This window comes from Klebsiella sp. D5A, assembly GCF_001620885.1.
GTDB lineage: Bacteria > Pseudomonadota > Gammaproteobacteria > Enterobacterales > Enterobacteriaceae > Klebsiella > Klebsiella variicola.
Genome location: NZ_LOAR01000022.1, coordinates 1 through 16,220, shown reverse-complemented (window position 1 = coordinate 16,220; position 16,220 = coordinate 1). Strand labels below are relative to the sequence as shown.

Here is a 16,220-nt window from a genome sequence, read left to right as displayed (position 1 = left end):
CAGGCCCTGTTTTTATTAGGGAGAATAAATGATGGCAATAGGTATATTTGTCTGTAGCGGCTCGCTTCTCGTCGGTGCGCTGGCCGGCGCCTCGCTAAATCGCTTTATTCCGGAACACTTCAAGAAAACCTTGCCGCTAATTGCCGGTCTGATCTCCATCAGCATGGGCATCCACTTTGTCAATAAATTGCATAATCTGCCACCCATTGCCCTGGCCATTATTGTCGGCACGATTATCGGCGGTCTGCTGAATATTGAAAAATGGATTGAGCGGGCCGGGACAACGCTACGCACGCCCATTGAGCGCATTTTCCCGGCGCAGGCCAGCGCCAGCGTGAGTGCGGAAGATTTTATGAATCAGTTTATCGCCGTGCTGATCCTGTTCTGCGCCAGCGGCACCGGCATCTTCGGTGCTTTAACCGAAGGGATGACCGGCGACCCGACCATTCTGCTGACCAAGTCGATACTCGACTTTTTCACTGCCGCGATTTTCGCCTCTACGCTGGGGTATATCATCACCGTGATCTTTATTCCCCAGCTGATTGTCTTCATTATCCTGTTTTTCGCGGCAACCTTTATCATGGCGCTGATCAATCCGGCGATGATCGCCGACTTCACCGCCTGCGGCGGCATCATTATGCTGGCGACTGGTTTTCGTCTGTGCGGGATCCGCGCCTTCCCCACCGCCAATATGCTGCCCTCACTGCTGCTGGTAATGCCCTTCTCCGCCGCCTGGCAGCAGTTTGTCGCCTGAGGCGTTAGCCTTTTTTCGCCTTCGCCAGCATCGCTTTAATATTCGCGACGTTGGCCTGGCCTTTATGCATACGTTCTTCCGCAGAGATAACTTTTCGCTCCTGCTCCCATATCAGATCGTCCTGCGGGAGCTCGAGCAGGAAACGGCTTGGCTCCGGGCGCACCAGCTCACCATACTGTCGGCGTTCCTTGCACAACGTAAAGGTCAGCTCTTTTTGCGCACGGGTGATGCCGACGTAGGCTAACCGGCGCTCTTCATCGACGTTATCTTCATCGATGCTGCTCTGGTGCGGCAGCAATCCCTCTTCCATTCCCACCAGGTAAACATACGGGAACTCCAGCCCTTTTGAGGCATGAAGGGTCATCAGCTGCACCTGATCCAGCTCTTCATCCGATTCACCGCGCTCCATCATGTCGCGCAGCGTAAAGCGGGTGACCACCTGCGTCAGGGTCATTGGCTCATCGATTTCGCTGCCTTCCAGCATCTCGGTCATCCAGGTGAACAGCTGGTTGACGTTTTTCATGCGCATTTCTGCGGCCTTCGGGCTGGGCGAGGTTTCATACAGCCAGGATTCGTAGTCAATTCCGCGGATTAAGTCGCGCACGGCGTTAACCGGCTCGCGTTCGGCCAACTGCTGGATCTCACGCAGCCAGTGGGTGAAGCGGGTGAGTGATTCATACCCGCGCCCGGTCAGCGTCTGGCTGAGACCCATATCAAAGCTGGCGGTGAACAATCCTTTGTTGCGGCCCATCGCCCACTCACCGAGCTTTTGCAGCGTCGCCGGGCCGATCTCGCGCTTCGGTGTATTCACGATACGCAGGAAGGCGCTGTCGTCGTCCGGGTTGGTCAGCACGCGCAGATAGGCCAGCAGATCTTTAATTTCCGGGCGCGAGAAGAACGACGTGCCGCCGGAGATTTTGTACGGGATGCGGTTCTGCATCAGCATCTTTTCAAAGACCCGCGACTGGTGATTGCCGCGATAAAGGATCGCGTAGTCTTTGTAATTGGTTTTATTAATGAAGTGGTGGGCGATCAGCTCCCCGGCCACGCGCTCCGCTTCATGATCTTCATTGTTGGCGGAGAGCACTTTCAGCTCAGCGCCATATCCCAGCTCAGAGAACAGCCGCTTTTCAAAAACGTGCGGGTTATTGGCGATCAGAATGTTAGCGGCTTTCAGAATACGCCCGGAGGAGCGATAGTTCTGCTCAAGCTTGATAACCTGCAGCGCCGGGAAGTCCTGGCTGAGCAGCACCAGGTTCTGCGGCCGCGCGCCGCGCCACGAGTAGATCGACTGGTCATCGTCGCCTACCACGGTAAAACGCGCACGCTGGCCCACCAGCAGCTTCACCAGCTCATACTGGCTGGTGTTGGTATCCTGATACTCATCCACCAGCAGGTAGCGGATCTTATTCTGCCAGCGTTCGCGCACCTCCTCGTTGCGCTGCAGCAGCAGCGTCGGCAGCAGGATCAGATCGTCAAAATCGAGGACATTGCAGGCCTTCATATGCGCATCGTACAGCCCATAGCAGTGGGCGAAGATGCGATCCCGTTCGCCTTTCGCACCCGCGGCGGCCTGCGCCGGGGTTTTCAGATCGTTTTTCCAGTTGGAGATCGTCGAGATCAACTGCTGGAGCACCACTTTGTCATCTTCGATCAACCCTTCGGTCAGCTCTTTGAGCAGCGCCACCTGGTCAGTATCGTCGAATAAGGAGAAGTTAGACTTCATGCCCAGCGCGGCGTATTCCCGCTTGATGATATCCAGCCCCAGAGTGTGGAAGGTGGAAATCATCAGCCCGCGCGCCTCTTTGCGCCCCAGCGTTTGCCCAACGCGCTCTTTCATCTCGCGCGCGGCTTTATTGGTAAAGGTCACGGCCGCGATATGGCGCGCCTGATAGCCGCAGCCGCGGATCAGGTGGGCGATTTTATTGGTGATCACGCGGGTCTTACCGGAGCCGGCGCCCGCCAGCACCAGGCAAGGTCCGGTAACGAATTCGACGGCTTGTTGTTGGCCAGGGTTTAAACGCATGGGAGTCTTGCTCAATCTTCGAACGGGGTGGGGATTGTAGCAGAAAGCGGAGCCGAGATTTACCGACTGATGGTAAAGTGAAGAAATCGCGATTAACCCGTAGAGCAGAACCATGAAAAAGACCGCAGCAGCCCTGCATATCCTGGTCAAAGAAGAGAAACTGGCCCAGGAGATCCTTGCCAAACTGGAACGCGGCATCAGCTTCGATCATCTGGCGAAGCGCTATTCGAAATGCCCGTCCGGGCGTAACGGCGGCGATCTGGGGGAGTTTCAGCAAGGCGCGATGGTCGGCCCATTCGATCAGGCGGTCTTTAGCTGCCCACTTCTCAAGCCCTACGGTCCGGTAAAAACCAAATTTGGCTACCATATCATTAAGGTGCTTTATCGCCGCTGACGCGTGGTATATTGCGCCCCGATTTATCTCAACCTATTCAAGGCACGATCATGGCAAAAACAGCAGCAGCACTGCATATTCTTGTTAAAGAAGAGAAACTGGCTCTGGATCTTCTGGAGCAGATTAAAAACGGCGCCGACTTCGGTAAGCTGGCGAAGAAGCACTCCATTTGCCCATCAGGCAAACGCGGCGGTGATTTAGGTGAGTTCCGCCAGGGCCAGATGGTACCGGCCTTCGATAAAGTGGTCTTCTCCTGCCCGGAACTGGAGCCAACCGGCCCGCTGCATACCCAGTTCGGCTACCACATCATCAAAGTGCTATACCGGAAATAATAAAAAACCCGGGGATCTTAATCTCCGGGTTTCTGCCTGATGGCGCTTCGCTTATCAGGCCGACTAAACAAATCCATTCCTCTATGGATTTCGGCTTGCCGGAAGGCGGCAAGGAAGTACATCCCCAGGAACATAGATTACTATGTGACTGGGGTGTACGTACCGTAGCCAACGCATCGGCAAGTCGAAAGACGACGAGGAATTAGCCGGCTACCGCGATACGTTTCATATCAGTCATATAACCGCGCAGTTTCTTACCTACCTGCTCGATAGCGTGGCTGCGAATCGCTTCGTTCACATCGCGCAGCTGAGCGTTATCTACCGCGCCTTCAGCAATCGCTTTGCCCAGGTCGCCGGTCTGCAGGGTAGTCATGAACTCTTTCAGCAGCGGTACGCAAGCGTAAGAGAACAGGTAGTTACCGTACTCTGCGGTATCAGAGATAACCACGTTCATTTCATACAGACGCTTACGGGCGATAGTGTTCGCGATCAGCGGCAGCTCGTGCAGTGATTCATAGTAAGCGGACTCTTCGATGATACCGGAATCAACCATGGTTTCGAAGGCCAGCTCAACGCCCGCTTTCACCATCGCGATCATCAGCACGCCTTTATCGAAGTACTCCTGCTCGCCGATTTTGCCTTCATACTGCGGGGCGGTTTCGAAAGCAGTTTTGCCGGTCTCTTCACGCCAGGTCAGCAGTTTCTTATCATCGTTCGCCCAGTCTGCCATCATACCGGAGGAGAATTCGCCGGAGATGATGTCGTCCATGTGTTTCTGGAACAGCGGCGCCATGATCTCTTTCAGCTGCTCGGACAGCGCATAAGCGCGCAGTTTCGCCGGGTTAGACAGGCGATCCATCATCAGGGTAATACCGCCCTGCTTCAGCGCTTCGGTGATGGTTTCCCAGCCGAACTGAATCAGTTTTTCCGCATACGCCGGATCGGTACCTTCCGCCACCAGCTTGTCGAAGCACAGCAGAGAACCCGCCTGCAGCATGCCGCAGAGGATGGTCTGCTCGCCCATCAGGTCAGATTTCACTTCCGCCACGAAGGAGGATTCCAGAACGCCCGCACGATGGCCGCCGGTCGCCGCTGCCCAGGCTTTGGCAATAGCCATGCCTTCGCCTTTCGGATCGTTTTCCGGGTGGACGGCGATAAGCGTCGGCACGCCGAAACCGCGTTTGTACTCTTCACGAACTTCGGTACCCGGGCACTTCGGCGCCACCATCACCACGGTGATGTCTTTGCGGATCTGCTCGCCCACTTCAACGATGTTGAAGCCGTGGGAGTAACCCAGCGCCGCGCCGTCTTTCATCAGCGGCTGTACGGAACGCACAACGTCAGAGTGCTGTTTGTCCGGCGTCAGGTTAACCACCAGGTCGGCCTGCGGGATCAGCTCTTCATAGGTACCGACTTTGAAGCCGTTTTCGGTCGCTTTACGCCAGGAAGCGCGCTTCTCGGCAATCGCTTCTTTACGCAACGCATAGGAGATATCCAGGCCGGAATCACGCATGTTCAGACCCTGGTTCAGGCCCTGCGCGCCACAGCCGACGATGACTACTTTTTTACCCTGAAGATAGCTTGCGCCATCGGCAAATTCATCGCGCCCCATAAAGCGGCATTTGCCCAGCTGTGCCAGCTGCTGGCGCAGATTCAGTGTGTTGAAGTAGTTAGCCATGGTGATACCTCGTGATGTTGTGTTGTCGTGCTTATTGTTCGGTTCGCTTTTGCGAGAATGAACTTACTATATGACAGGAATTTTATTGCGGAAATTGATATATTCACAACGTCACGTTGCAATTTATGAAACACAAAATCGGGGAGTACGCGCCGTGGATTTACGCGATCTGAAAACCTTTCTGCATCTGGCGGAAAGCCGCCATTTTGGCCGCAGCGCGCGGGCCATGCACGTCAGTCCTTCGACCCTTTCGCGGCAGATCCAACGCCTGGAAGAGGACCTCGGCCAGCCGCTGTTCGTGCGTGATAATCGCACGGTGACGCTCACCGAAGCCGGGGAAGAGTTACGCACCTTTGCCCAGCAGACCTTACTGCAGTATCAGCAGCTTCGCCACGCCATCGATCAGCAGGGACCGTCGCTCTCCGGTGAGCTGCATATCTTCTGCTCTGTCACCGCCGCTTATAGCCATCTGCCGCCGATCCTCGACCGCTTTCGCGCCGCGCATCCTTCGGTTGAGATAAAATTATCGACCGGCGATGCCGCTGACGCCATGGAGAAGGTCGTCACCGGCGAAGCCGACCTGGCGATTGCCGGTAAACCAGAGACCCTGCCGGGATCGGTGGCGTTTTCGATGCTGGAGAACCTCGCCGTGGTGTTAATTGCCCCGGCGCTTCCCTGCCCGGTGCGTAACCAGGTGACCGTCGAGCGTCCGGACTGGTCGACAGTGCCGTTTATCATGGCTGACCAGGGGCCGGTACGTCGGCGCATCGAGCTGTGGTTTCGACGCCATAAAATCAGCAACCCGTCGATCTATGCCACCGTCGGGGGACACGAAGCGATGGTGTCGATGGTCGCCCTCGGCTGCGGCGTGGCGCTGCTACCGGAGGTGGTACTGGAAAACAGCCCGGAACCAGTACGCAACCGGGTGATGATTCTGGAGCGCAGTGATGAGCAAACCCCGTTTGAGCTGGGCGTTTGCGCACAAAAAAAGCGGCTGCATGAGCCGCTTATTGATGCTTTCTGGAAAATCCTGCCTAACCACTAGCCCGCGAGGAAAAAGCGGAACGCCGGGTTATGGGTTTCGTCGTGGCACTCATAGCCCAGTTCATTAAGGCGGGTTTCAAAGTCCGGCTCGTGCTCGCCCAGCTCAAAGGCCGCTAACACCCGACCATAGTCGGTGCCATGGCTACGGTAGTGGAACAGCGAAATATTCCAGTGGGTGCCAAGGGTGTGCAGGAACTTCAGCAGCGCCCCCGGCGATTCAGGGAACTCGAAGCTGAACAGCCGCTCCTGCAGCGCTTTGGACGGCCGACCGCCGACCATATAGCGCACATGGAGCTTGGCCATTTCGTCATCGGAAAGGTCAACGACGCTGTAGCCGCCATCGTTCAGTAACTGGAGGATCTCTTTCCGCTCCTCCAGCCCGCGACTCAGGCGTACCCCGACAAAAATGCAGGCATCTTTAGCATCAGCAAAGCGGTAGTTGAACTCCGTCACCGAGCGCCCGCCCAGCAGCTGGCAAAACTTCAGAAAGCTGCCCTTCTCTTCCGGGATCGTCACCGCCAGCAGCGCTTCGCGCTGTTCCCCGAGCTCGCAGCGCTCAGACACGTAGCGCAGGCCGTGGAAGTTAACGTTGGCCCCGGACAGAATATGAGCCAGTCGCTCGCCGCGAATATTGTGCTGGGCGACATATTTCTTCATCCCCGCCAACGCCAGCGCGCCGGAAGGCTCCGCCACCGCCCGCACATCTTCGAACAGATCTTTCATCGCCGCGCAAATAGCGTCGCTGTCGACAGTGATGATGTCGTCCAGATACTCCTGGCACAAACGGAAGGTTTCATCGCCGATGCGCTTCACCGCCACGCCTTCAGCAAACAAACCGACGCGCGGCAGATCCACCGGATGGCCGGCATCCAGCGCCGCTTTCAGACATGCCGAGTCTTCCGCTTCTACCGCTATCACTTTAATCTGCGGCATCAGCTGCTTGATCAGCACCGCCACGCCCGCCGCCAGACCGCCGCCGCCCACCGGGACGAATACACGGTCGATGTGGGCATCCTGCTGCAGCAGCTCCAGCGCCAAGGTTCCCTGACCCGCGATCACCATCGGGTGATCAAACGGCGGCACCCAGGTGAAGCCCTGCTGCTGCGCCAGTTCAATCGCCCGAGCTTTCGCTTCGTCAAAGTTGGCGCCATGCAGCAGCACTTCGCCACCAAAACCGCGAACGGCATCGACTTTGATATCGGCGGTCGCTACCGGCATCACGATCAGCGCCTTAACCCCAAGCCGGGAGGCTGAGAAAGCCACTCCCTGCGCATGGTTGCCTGCCGACGCCGTGATCACCCCATTCGATTTCTGTTCCGCCGTCAGGCTGGACATCATCGCGTAGGCGCCGCGCAGCTTAAAGCTGTGTACCGGCTGGCGATCTTCGCGTTTGACCAGAATAACGTTATCCAGCCGCGAAGAGAGCTTCTCCATTTTTTGCAGCGGCGTTTTCTGCACCGCTTCATAAACTGGCGCGCGCAGCACTGCTCTCAGGTATTCGGCGCCCTCAGGGGCACCGGACAGGGGTTGTGAGTCCGCCATAATTAGCCACCCAGTTTTGATTTATCGCGCACCGCGCCCTTGTCGGCGCTGGTCGCGAGGCTGGCATAAGCGCGCAGTGCAAAGGAGACCTGGCGCTCGCGGTCTTTCGGCGTCCACGCCTTATCGCCACGCGCTTCCTGCGCTTCGCGACGGGCGGCGATTTCGGCATCGCTGAGCTGCAGCTGAATACCGCGGTTCGGAATATCGATAGCAATCATGTCGCCATCTTCGATGATCGCGATGTTGCCGCCGCTCGCCGCTTCCGGCGATACGTGGCCGATGGAAAGCCCGGAGGTGCCGCCGGAGAAACGGCCATCGGTGATCAGCGCGCACGCTTTGCCAAGACCCATGGACTTCAGGAAGGTGGTCGGATAGAGCATTTCCTGCATCCCCGGCCCGCCTTTCGGCCCTTCATAGCGAATAACCACGACGTCGCCTTCCACGACTTTGCCGCCGAGGATGGCATCAACCGCTTCGTCCTGGCTTTCATAAACTTTCGCCGGGCCGGTAAATTTCAGGATGCTATCGTCCACACCGGCGGTTTTGACAATACAGCCGTTTTCAGCAAAGTTACCGTACAGGACCGCCAGGCCACCGTCTTTACTGTAGGCATGTTCCAGAGAACGGATACATCCCTCGGCGCGATCGTCATCCAGCGTATCCCAGCGGCAATCCTGCGAGAATGCCTGAGTGGTACGGATCCCGGCCGGGCCGGCGCGGAACATTTTTTTCACCGCATCGTCCTGGGTCACCATCACATCGTACTGTTCCAGGGTCTGCGGCAGCGTCAGGCCAAGGACGTTTTTGACATCGCGGTTGAGTAAACCAGCGCGGTCCAGCTCGCCCAGAATGCCCAGAACGCCACCAGCCCGGTGCACGTCTTCCATATGGTATTTCTGCGTACTCGGCGCCACCTTACACAGCTGCGGGACCTTGCGGGACAGTTTGTCGATATCGCTCATGGTGAAGTCGATTTCGGCTTCCTGCGCCGCCGCCAGCAGGTGCAGTACGGTATTGGTTGAACCGCCCATCGCGATATCGAGGGTCATGGCGTTTTCAAATGCCGCCTTGCTGGCGATATTGCGCGGCAGGGCGGAAGCGTCATCCTGCTCGTAGTAGCGTTTGGTCAGCTCCACGATACGTTTACCGGCGTTCAGGAACAGCTCCTTACGATCGGCGTGGGTCGCCAGCAGCGAGCCGTTACCCGGCTGTGACAGGCCCAGCGCTTCGGTCAGGCAGTTCATGGAGTTCGCGGTGAACATCCCGGAACAGGAACCACAGGTCGGACAAGCGGAACGTTCCACCTGGTTACTCTGTTCGTCGGACACTTTCGGATCCGCCCCCTGGATCATCGCATCCACCAGGTCGAGCTTGATGATTTTATCTGACAGCTTGGTCTTCCCGGCTTCCATTGGGCCACCGGAAACAAAGATCACCGGAATGTTCAGGCGCAGAGAGGCCATCAGCATCCCCGGAGTGATTTTGTCGCAGTTGGAGATACAGACCATGGCATCAGCACAGTGGGCGTTAACCATGTACTCGACCGAGTCAGCGATCAGCTCGCGGGATGGCAGTGAATAGAGCATACCCCCGTGGCCCATGGCGATCCCATCATCCACCGCGATGGTGTTAAATTCTTTGGCGACACCGCCTGCCGCTTCAATCTGCTCAGCAACCAGTTTACCGAGATCGCGCAGGTGCACGTGCCCGGGGACAAACTGGGTAAAGGAGTTGACGACGGCGATAATCGGTTTGCCGAAATCGGCATCGGTCATTCCGGTTGCGCGCCACAACGCGCGGGCGCCCGCCATGTTGCGGCCATGTGTGGTGGTGGCGGAACGGTACTTAGGCATGCTCTTTTTACTCCCATCTCTGTTTATTAAATGGGACGGTGCGTGCCGTCCCATTTTTAATTACTTACTTACCGGATCCAACCAGCCCCATTTATCTTCTGTTTCACCGGTGAAGAGGCCAAAGAAGGCTTCCTGAATGCGTTTGGTCACCGGCCCGCGGCGACCTGCGCCGACCTGGATGCCGTCAACGCTGCGTACCGGGGTGATTTCTGCCGCGGTGCCGGACATGAACACTTCATCCGCGAGGTACAGCGATTCACGGGACAGCACCTGCTCGCGCACTTCGATGCCAAGATCTTTCGCCAGTTTGATGATCGCGTCGCGGGTAATGCCCGGCAGCGCGGAAGAGGTGAACGGCGGAGTAAACAGCACGCCATCTTTTACCTCAAACAGGTTTTCGCCTGCACCTTCGGAGATATAACCGTTAACATCCAGCGCGATACCTTCCTGATAACCGTGACGACGCGCTTCGCTGCCGACCAGCAGAGAGGAGAGATAGTTGCCGCCCGCTTTCGCCGCGGTTGGGATGGTGTTCGGCGCCGCGCGGTTCCAGGAAGAAACCATCGCATCGATCCCCTGCTCCAGCGCTTCTGCGCCGAGGTAGGCGCCCCACGGGAACGCCGCGATGATAACGTCGGTTTTGTAACCGTCCGGCGGGTTAACGCCCATGCCAACATCGCCAACAAACACCAGCGGACGAATATAAGCGCTGGTCAGTTTATTGGTACGGATAACTTCGCGGCAGGCTTCCATCAGCTCATCAACGCTCTGCGAGACCGGGAAACGATAAATTTTGGCTGAGTCATGCAGACGCTGCATATGTTCGCGATGACGGAACACCACCGGGCCCTTGTGCGAGTCGTAGCAGCGGATGCCTTCGAATACCGAAGTCCCGTAGTGCAACGCATGGGACATGACGTGCACTTTCGCCTCGCCCCATGGGGTCATCTCGCCATTGAACCAAATGTAATCAGCTTTCTTCGTCGTCATTTTTTTTATTCCTCTGCGCTCAGGCGCGGATTTGTTGTGATGTGGGTTGCTGGATCTCGACGCAGGCGACGTCGACCAGTTTACTTAATTGACTAAACAGTAATTCGACGGGCCGCGGGCTGGCAACGGTCAATTCGATATTTATATTTTGCGCATCCGACGCGGTTTCCATATTCATTGCGCAGATTTGAAAACCACGGTGGCGGACCACGCGCAGCACGCGCTCTAAGGTTTCCGGATTGAAACGCGCCTGCAAAGCGACCTGATGTTGCTTCATGATAATTTCTCCAGCATTTCTGCATTACTGGCGCCGGGCGGCACCAACGGCCAGACATTCTCAAGTTCGTCGATTGAGACATGAAGCAGGTATGGCCCCTGGCTCGAAAGCATGGTGTCGAGTGCCGCTTCAACCTGGTCTTTACGGGTGATGTGTTGGCCAGGAATACCGAAGGCGCTGGCCAGCGTGAGGAAATCAGGATTATCAGTCAGAGTGGTTTCGCTATAACGTTCCTGGAAAAACAGCTGCTGCCATTGTCGAACCATCCCTAACCGCTGGTTGTCGAGTAACACGATCTTTAACGGTAATTGTTTGCGCTTGACGGTGCCCAGCTCCTGCACGTTCATCATGAAGGAACCGTCACCGGAGATACAGATCACCGTATCGTCCGGGCGCGCCACCTGGGCACCAACGGCGGCTGGCAGGCCAAAGCCCATCGTGCCTAAGCCGCTGGAGGTGATAAAGTTTTCCGGGCGGGTATAGGTCATATGTTGAGCCGACCACATCTGGTGCTGGCCAACGTCGGTTGTCACGACGCTATCCGCCGGCTTACGGTCGGAAAGCTGCTTCAGCAGCAGCGGCGCGTAGATCGCCTCGCCGGGATGATCGTAACGCCAGGCGTGCTCGGTGCGCAGTGCGGCATTATGCTCGCGCCAGGCATCGATAGCTAACGGCTGCTGCAGCGCCGGCAGCAAGCGGTTCAGATCGCCGGTCAGACCGATGTGCGCCTGACGCAGCTTGTTCAGCTCCGCCGGATCGATGTCCATGTGGATCACTTTGGCATGCGGAGCGAAGGTATTGAGCTTACCGGTCACACGATCGTCAAAGCGCGCGCCGACAGCGATCAGCAGATCGCACTCCTGTACCGCCAGGTTGGCCGCCTTAGTGCCGTGCATGCCCAGCATACCGAGATAATACGGATAATCTGCGGCCACCACGCCCAGCCCTTTCAGCGTGCAGGTTGCCGGCATTCGGGTTACCGCCAGGAATTCACGCAAAGCCGGTACCGCCTGCGCCATACCTACCCCGCCGCCAACATACATCATCGGCTTCTGTGACTGAGCCAGCATCTGCAGAGCCTGAGCAACCTCCGCCTGCGGGAACGCCATCTCATCGTCGACGGTAGAGAAATGAGGATCAAGCTCGCCCTGGGCCATCTGAATATCCTTAGGGATATCAACCAGCACCGGGCCCGGACGGCCTGAGTTTGCCACCTGGAAAGCTTCAGCGATAACCCGCGGCAGCTCATCCAGAGACTGCACGAGGAAACTGTGCTTAGTACAGGCCAGTGACAAACCAAGAACGTCTACTTCCTGGAACGCATCCGTGCCGATGAAGGGAGCGGCCACCTGGCCGGTGATAGCGACAATGGGAATGGAATCAAGCAGGGCGTCCGCCAGGCCAGTGATCAGGTTGGTCGCGCCCGGGCCGGACGTCGCTATGCACACCCCGGTTTTCCCGGTTGCTCGCGCATAGCCAATAGCCGCCATGGCTGCCCCTTGCTCATGCCGACACAGCAGGTGCTCCACGCCGCCGTCATACAGTGCATCGTAAACCGGCATAATTGCGCCACCCGGATAGCCAAAAACTGTGTCGACTCCCTGTGTCCGCAAAGCATGTACCACCCACTGCGCGCCATTCATAGTTAGTTCCCCGTCATAAATCGGGAGAAACAGAATTTTATGCTAAAAGTCATCATCTGCTCCTCGCTTAGGTTATTTCAGTTATAAAAAAACCCCCGGACCTTTCGGTGCGGGGGTCTTAGTTCGTTAAGGCTTGATTCTTAAGCCTTTCCTCGTCCAAGTGCAGCCCCGCACGGTGGGATAATAATCACCACCACGCTAATCACGACCAGGCTAATCACTCGTAGAAGGGCTGTCATTTTCTGTACTTTCTGGCTTCTTGTTCGAAGGAATACCTAAAGAGGTACCACAGACATCACATAAAACACAAGATTTTTTTATATCCTGGTTTCTGAGCAGCCTAACAGTTTCAGGAAAAATAATTGTTTTATATGAAGAAAATCAGAAATGAAAAAAATTCAGTTTTCTTTCACGCTGTACGCTCAGCGCCCATCTCTGTTTCGGATGCACCACCTTTTTCGATCACGCTTCCATTTTCGGCTAAATGTAACGAGATGGCGTGAAAATAATGGATTTATGCTTCTAACTTCGTGTTATTGCCGCTGCCGTTTCACGGCTGGCTCGTCATAATCCTTCTCTGTCCAGGAGGTTTTATGTCGCTCGCCATCGTTTACACACGCGCGGCGCTCGGTATCGAAGCGCCATTGATTACTATCGAGGTTCATCTCAGCAGCGGTCTGCCTGGCTTGACCATGGTCGGGCTACCGGAGACCACCGTGAAAGAGGCCCGCGACCGGGTACGCAGCGCCTTGATCAACAGCGGCTACGCTTTCCCTGCGAAGAAAATAACCATTAACCTGGCACCCGCGGATCTGCCCAAAGAGGGCGGGCGATATGACCTTCCCATCGCTCTCGCGCTTCTCGTCGCCTCAGAGCAGCTCAACACTACCCGATTGAATCAATATGAGTTCGTGGGCGAACTCGCCCTTACAGGCGGCTTACGCGGCGTTCCAGGGGCGATCCCCAGCGCAATGGAAGCCATCAAAGCCGGCCGGCGCATTGTCGTCTCCTCTGACAATGCGGCTGAGGTGGGTCTGATCGGCGGCAGCGATTGCCTGGTCGCCGACCATCTGCAACAGGTGTGCGCGTTTCTCGCAGGGCAAGCATCGCTCTCGCCGCCTCTCGCCGACGTGCCCGCCGTTGATGAACGCTGTGAAGATCTACGTGATGTTATCGGCCAACAACAAGGCAAGCGAGCGCTGGAGATTGTGGCGGCCGGTGGCCACAACCTGCTGCTGATTGGCCCGCCCGGTACCGGCAAAACAATGCTTGCCTGCCGGCTCCCCGGCCTTTTGCCGCCATTAAGCAACCAGGAAGCGCTGGAGAGCACGGCCATTCAAAGTCTGGTCAACCTCCAGACTGCGAAGACCCGGTGGCGTCAGAGGCCGTTTCGCGCCCCTCACCATAGCGCCTCGCTGGCAGCGATGGTAGGCGGAGGCTCAATACCTGTCCCCGGCGAGATTTCACTGGCCCATAATGGCGTGCTGTTTCTTGATGAACTGCCAGAGTTTGAACGACGGGTGCTGGACGCGCTGCGTGAACCCATTGAGTCAGGCAAGATCCACATATCACGATCGCGCGCCAAGATTGACTATCCGGCGCGTTTTCAGCTTATCGCGGCAATGAACCCAAGCCCTACCGGGCATTATCAGGGCAAACATAATCGCGCGTCGCCTGAGCAGACATTGCGCTACCTTGGGCGCCTGTCCGGCCCTTTTCTCGACCGCTTCGATCTTTCTTTAGAGATCCCGCTCCCGCCGCCGGGGATACTGAGCCAGGGCACGCAGGGCGAAGAATCGAGTGCGACGGTCCGTCAGCGTGTGCTGGCGGCACGTGAACGTCAAATGCTCAGGCAAAATAAGCTGAATGCGCATCTTGAGAATCGTGAAATGAAGAGCTGCTGTCACTTGCGCCAGGAGGATGCGCTTTGGCTGGAACAGACGTTAACGCAGCTGGGGCTTTCTATACGGGCCTGGCAGCGTCTGTTAAAGGTGGCAAGAACCATTGCCGATCTGGCAGAAGCTGAAGAGATTGAACGCCGCCATTTGCAGGAGGCGCTCAGCTATCGGGCAATAGACCGGATGCTAAACCATCTGCAGAAAATGATGGCGTAAAAAAAGGGCTTACGCCCTTTTTTCTTAGTCATCGCTTTCGGTGTAATCGTCAGCGCCTTCCATCTGCGGTTTGCCGCCGGAAAGAGTATGGAAACGCTTCGGCCGCTTAATGCGTGCCATATACTTAATCCATACGCGTTCTGCTTCCGTTACCGGCTCACGTTCACCACGGCACACCGAGACAAATTGTTTTTCATCATCGGTAACAGGTTCGCGTTTACCCAGTTCCAGTTCGTTAAAGGCATAACCATGACGTTCCAGCAGTTGCGCCTCTTTGATGGTGAAATCACCATGACGGGAGAACCCGCGTGGATAATTTTTATTGTCGAAAAAACGATTAGTCGTCGTAAAGCTTTCCGCCATCCTACACGCTCCTGATTCTTTGGCCGAGCTATTTATGGCGCGGAGTATTAGTTACGCTTGACAGAGCGTCAAACAAAACATTTAAATCATGACGACAAATAATTTTGTGGAGAACGGTGTGGATACGGAATTGCTCAAGACTTTCCTGGAAGTGAGCAGAACTCGTCACTTTGGGCGGGCAGCAGAGGCACTTTACCTGACGCAGTCAGCGGTCAGCTTTCGTATTCGTCAGCTGGAGAATCAACTTGGTGTGAACCTGTTCACCCGCCATCGTAATAACATTCGTCTGACGACCGCCGGAGAAAAGCTACTGCCCTACGCCGAAACGTTGATGAACACCTGGCAGGCCGCGCGCAAGGAGGTCGCTCACTCTTCGCGACATAACGAATTCTCCATCGGGGCCAGCGCGTCGCTGTGGGAATGTCTACTGAACGGCTGGCTGGGGACTCTCTACAAAGATCCCTATAACCTGCAATTCGAGGCGCGGATCGCCCAACGTCAGTCATTAGTTAAACAGTTGCATGAACGCCAGCTCGATCTCCTGATCACAACTGAATCACCGAAGATGGATGAATTAAGCTGCCAGTTGCTGGGTAATTTCACCCTGGCGCTCTATTGTGCCGCCCCAGGGAAAAATAAGAATGATTTGAACTACCTGCGTCTGGAATGGGGGCCGGATTTCCAGCAAAACGAAGTGGGGCTGATTGGTAGCGATGATGTGCCACTGTTAACGACGAGCTCCGCAGAACTGGCTTATCAGCAACTCAGTACCTTGAATGGCTGTACCTGGTTACCCGTCAGTTGGGCGCAGCAGAAAAGTGGTCTGCATACGGTGACCGATAGCGTAACGCTCTCACGTCCTCTGTATGCCATTTGGCTACAAAATAGTGATAAACAAGCGCATATTCGCGAGATCCTGAAAAGCAGCATACTGGAATAAAGATCTGACTCCATGGATGGAGTGCTCAGAAAGCAAGGAAGAGAGAGGAATGGAAAAATTACAAGCAAAAAAAATCCTTTGCCTAAGCAAAGGATTATATATGGCAGGGGCGGAGAGACTCGAACTCGCGACACCCGGTTTTGGAGACCGGTGCTCTACCAACTGAGCTACGCCCCTAAATCTTTCTCGCTATTAAGCCCGCTAATATAGCAGGCTTAATTTTAATAAGTGGCGGAACGGACGGGACTCGAACCCGCGACCCCCTGCGTG

General features: G+C 56.2%; 16 protein-coding genes and 1 tRNA gene. 6 read left to right on the top strand and 11 right to left on the bottom strand.

What is annotated here, in order from left to right:
* The first annotated feature begins 31 nt into the window (after positions 1-31).
* Entirely contained in the window at positions 32-754 is a 723-nt protein-coding gene (locus AS136_RS23840; protein ID WP_012969205.1) for a DUF554 domain-containing protein, read from the top strand.
* Between the two features lie 4 nt (positions 755-758).
* Here AS136_RS23840 and rep read toward each other — a convergent pair whose 3' ends face one another.
* On the bottom strand, positions 759-2,780 hold the full coding sequence (rep, locus tag AS136_RS23835; protein WP_012969206.1) for a DNA helicase Rep: 2,022 nt from the start codon (positions 2,778-2,780) through the stop codon (positions 759-761).
* Positions 2,781-2,892: 112 nt separating this feature from the next.
* On the opposite strand from rep, the gene ppiC (AS136_RS23830) reads away from it, so the two are divergent.
* Together ppiC (AS136_RS23830) and ppiC (AS136_RS23825) are read left to right on the top strand one after the other, a co-directional pair.
* Positions 2,893-3,174: a peptidylprolyl isomerase PpiC gene (gene ppiC, locus AS136_RS23830; RefSeq protein ID WP_004886860.1), complete on the top strand. Its 282-nt coding sequence runs from the start codon at positions 2,893-2,895 to the stop codon at positions 3,172-3,174.
* Between the two features lie 50 nt (positions 3,175-3,224).
* Positions 3,225-3,506: a peptidylprolyl isomerase PpiC gene (ppiC, locus tag AS136_RS23825; protein WP_004107616.1), complete on the top strand. Its 282-nt coding sequence runs from the start codon at positions 3,225-3,227 to the stop codon at positions 3,504-3,506.
* 202 nt (positions 3,507-3,708) lie between these two features.
* Here the strand turns inward: ppiC (AS136_RS23825) and ilvC are convergent, their stop codons facing one another.
* Positions 3,709-5,184 (bottom strand): ketol-acid reductoisomerase, encoded by a 1,476-nt coding sequence (gene ilvC, locus AS136_RS23820; protein WP_008807976.1) that lies wholly within the window; start codon positions 5,182-5,184, stop codon positions 3,709-3,711.
* Between the two features lie 154 nt (positions 5,185-5,338).
* Here ilvC and ilvY point away from each other — a divergent pair, with 154 nt between their 5' ends.
* On the top strand, positions 5,339-6,229 hold the full coding sequence (gene ilvY, locus AS136_RS23815; RefSeq protein WP_012543253.1) for an HTH-type transcriptional activator IlvY: 891 nt from the start codon (positions 5,339-5,341) through the stop codon (positions 6,227-6,229).
* On the opposite strand, the gene ilvA is transcribed toward ilvY, so the two are convergent.
* The 7 genes from ilvA to ilvL form a co-directional block, all read right to left on the bottom strand.
* Positions 6,226-7,770: a threonine ammonia-lyase, biosynthetic gene (ilvA, locus tag AS136_RS23810; RefSeq protein WP_008807978.1), complete on the bottom strand. Its 1,545-nt coding sequence runs from the start codon at positions 7,768-7,770 to the stop codon at positions 6,226-6,228. The two genes, ilvY and ilvA, sit on opposite strands and share 4 nt — an antisense overlap.
* 2 nt (positions 7,771-7,772) lie before the next feature.
* Positions 7,773-9,623 (bottom strand): dihydroxy-acid dehydratase, encoded by a 1,851-nt coding sequence (ilvD, locus tag AS136_RS23805; RefSeq protein ID WP_008807979.1) that lies wholly within the window; start codon positions 9,621-9,623, stop codon positions 7,773-7,775.
* Positions 9,624-9,683: 60 nt separating this feature from the next.
* Entirely contained in the window at positions 9,684-10,613 is a 930-nt protein-coding gene (locus AS136_RS23800) for a branched-chain amino acid transaminase (protein ID WP_008807980.1), read from the bottom strand.
* A 19-nt stretch (positions 10,614-10,632) separates the two neighbouring features.
* Positions 10,633-10,890 (bottom strand): acetolactate synthase 2 small subunit, encoded by a 258-nt coding sequence (gene ilvM, locus AS136_RS23795; protein WP_008807981.1) that lies wholly within the window; start codon positions 10,888-10,890, stop codon positions 10,633-10,635.
* Entirely contained in the window at positions 10,887-12,533 is a 1,647-nt protein-coding gene (gene ilvG / locus AS136_RS23790) for an acetolactate synthase 2 catalytic subunit (protein WP_023323436.1), read from the bottom strand. Before ilvG ends, ilvM begins: the two co-directional genes overlap by 4 nt.
* 2 nt (positions 12,534-12,535) lie before the next feature.
* Positions 12,536-12,586 (bottom strand): peptide IlvX, encoded by a 51-nt coding sequence (gene ilvX, locus AS136_RS29420; RefSeq protein WP_175426296.1) that lies wholly within the window; start codon positions 12,584-12,586, stop codon positions 12,536-12,538.
* A gap of 87 nt (positions 12,587-12,673) precedes the next feature.
* Complete coding sequence (ilvL, locus tag AS136_RS27510; protein WP_001311244.1) at positions 12,674-12,772, bottom strand: ilv operon leader peptide; 99 nt, start codon at positions 12,770-12,772, stop codon at positions 12,674-12,676.
* 354 nt (positions 12,773-13,126) lie between these two features.
* Between ilvL and AS136_RS23785 the strand changes: the two genes are divergently transcribed.
* Positions 13,127-14,647, top strand: coding sequence for a YifB family Mg chelatase-like AAA ATPase (locus tag AS136_RS23785; RefSeq protein WP_012969207.1), 1,521 nt, complete (start codon positions 13,127-13,129; stop codon positions 14,645-14,647).
* A gap of 24 nt (positions 14,648-14,671) precedes the next feature.
* Here the strand turns inward: AS136_RS23785 and AS136_RS23780 are convergent, their stop codons facing one another.
* A complete protein-coding gene (locus AS136_RS23780; protein ID WP_004886877.1) occupies positions 14,672-15,010 on the bottom strand; it encodes a MaoP family protein in 339 nt (112 codons plus the stop codon).
* Between the two features lie 118 nt (positions 15,011-15,128).
* On the opposite strand from AS136_RS23780, the gene hdfR reads away from it, so the two are divergent.
* A complete protein-coding gene (gene hdfR, locus AS136_RS23775; RefSeq protein ID WP_012543255.1) occupies positions 15,129-15,950 on the top strand; it encodes an HTH-type transcriptional regulator HdfR in 822 nt (273 codons plus the stop codon).
* A gap of 101 nt (positions 15,951-16,051) precedes the next feature.
* Here the strand turns inward: hdfR and AS136_RS23770 are convergent.
* Positions 16,052-16,127: transfer RNA gene (locus tag AS136_RS23770), tRNA-Trp, on the bottom strand.
* Between the last annotated feature and the right edge of the window lie 93 nt (positions 16,128-16,220).

Excerpts from the sequence above, each read along its gene's own strand:
- AS136_RS23780 (WP_004886877.1), bottom strand. The coding sequence starts at position 15,010 with ATGGCGGAAAGCTTTACGACGACTAATCGTTTTTTCGACAATAAAAAT.
- ppiC (WP_004886860.1), top strand. The coding sequence starts at position 2,893 with ATGAAAAAGACCGCAGCAGCCCTGCATATCCTGGTCAAAGAAGAGAAA.
- rep (WP_012969206.1), bottom strand. The coding sequence starts at position 2,780 with ATGCGTTTAAACCCTGGCCAACAACAAGCCGTCGAATTCGTTACCGGA.
- ilvG (WP_023323436.1), bottom strand. The coding sequence starts at position 12,533 with ATGAATGGCGCGCAGTGGGTGGTACATGCTTTGCGGACACAGGGAGTC.
- ilvM (WP_008807981.1), bottom strand. The coding sequence starts at position 10,890 with ATGAAGCAACATCAGGTCGCTTTGCAGGCGCGTTTCAATCCGGAAACC.
- AS136_RS23800 (WP_008807980.1), bottom strand. The coding sequence starts at position 10,613 with ATGACGACGAAGAAAGCTGATTACATTTGGTTCAATGGCGAGATGACC.
- AS136_RS23840 (WP_012969205.1), top strand. The coding sequence starts at position 32 with ATGGCAATAGGTATATTTGTCTGTAGCGGCTCGCTTCTCGTCGGTGCG.
- ilvD (WP_008807979.1), bottom strand. The coding sequence starts at position 9,623 with ATGCCTAAGTACCGTTCCGCCACCACCACACATGGCCGCAACATGGCG.
- ilvA (WP_008807978.1), bottom strand. The coding sequence starts at position 7,770 with ATGGCGGACTCACAACCCCTGTCCGGTGCCCCTGAGGGCGCCGAATAC.
- ilvC (WP_008807976.1), bottom strand. The coding sequence starts at position 5,184 with ATGGCTAACTACTTCAACACACTGAATCTGCGCCAGCAGCTGGCACAG.
- AS136_RS23785 (WP_012969207.1), top strand. The coding sequence starts at position 13,127 with ATGTCGCTCGCCATCGTTTACACACGCGCGGCGCTCGGTATCGAAGCG.
- ilvL (WP_001311244.1), bottom strand. The coding sequence starts at position 12,772 with ATGACAGCCCTTCTACGAGTGATTAGCCTGGTCGTGATTAGCGTGGTG.
- ppiC (WP_004107616.1), top strand. The coding sequence starts at position 3,225 with ATGGCAAAAACAGCAGCAGCACTGCATATTCTTGTTAAAGAAGAGAAA.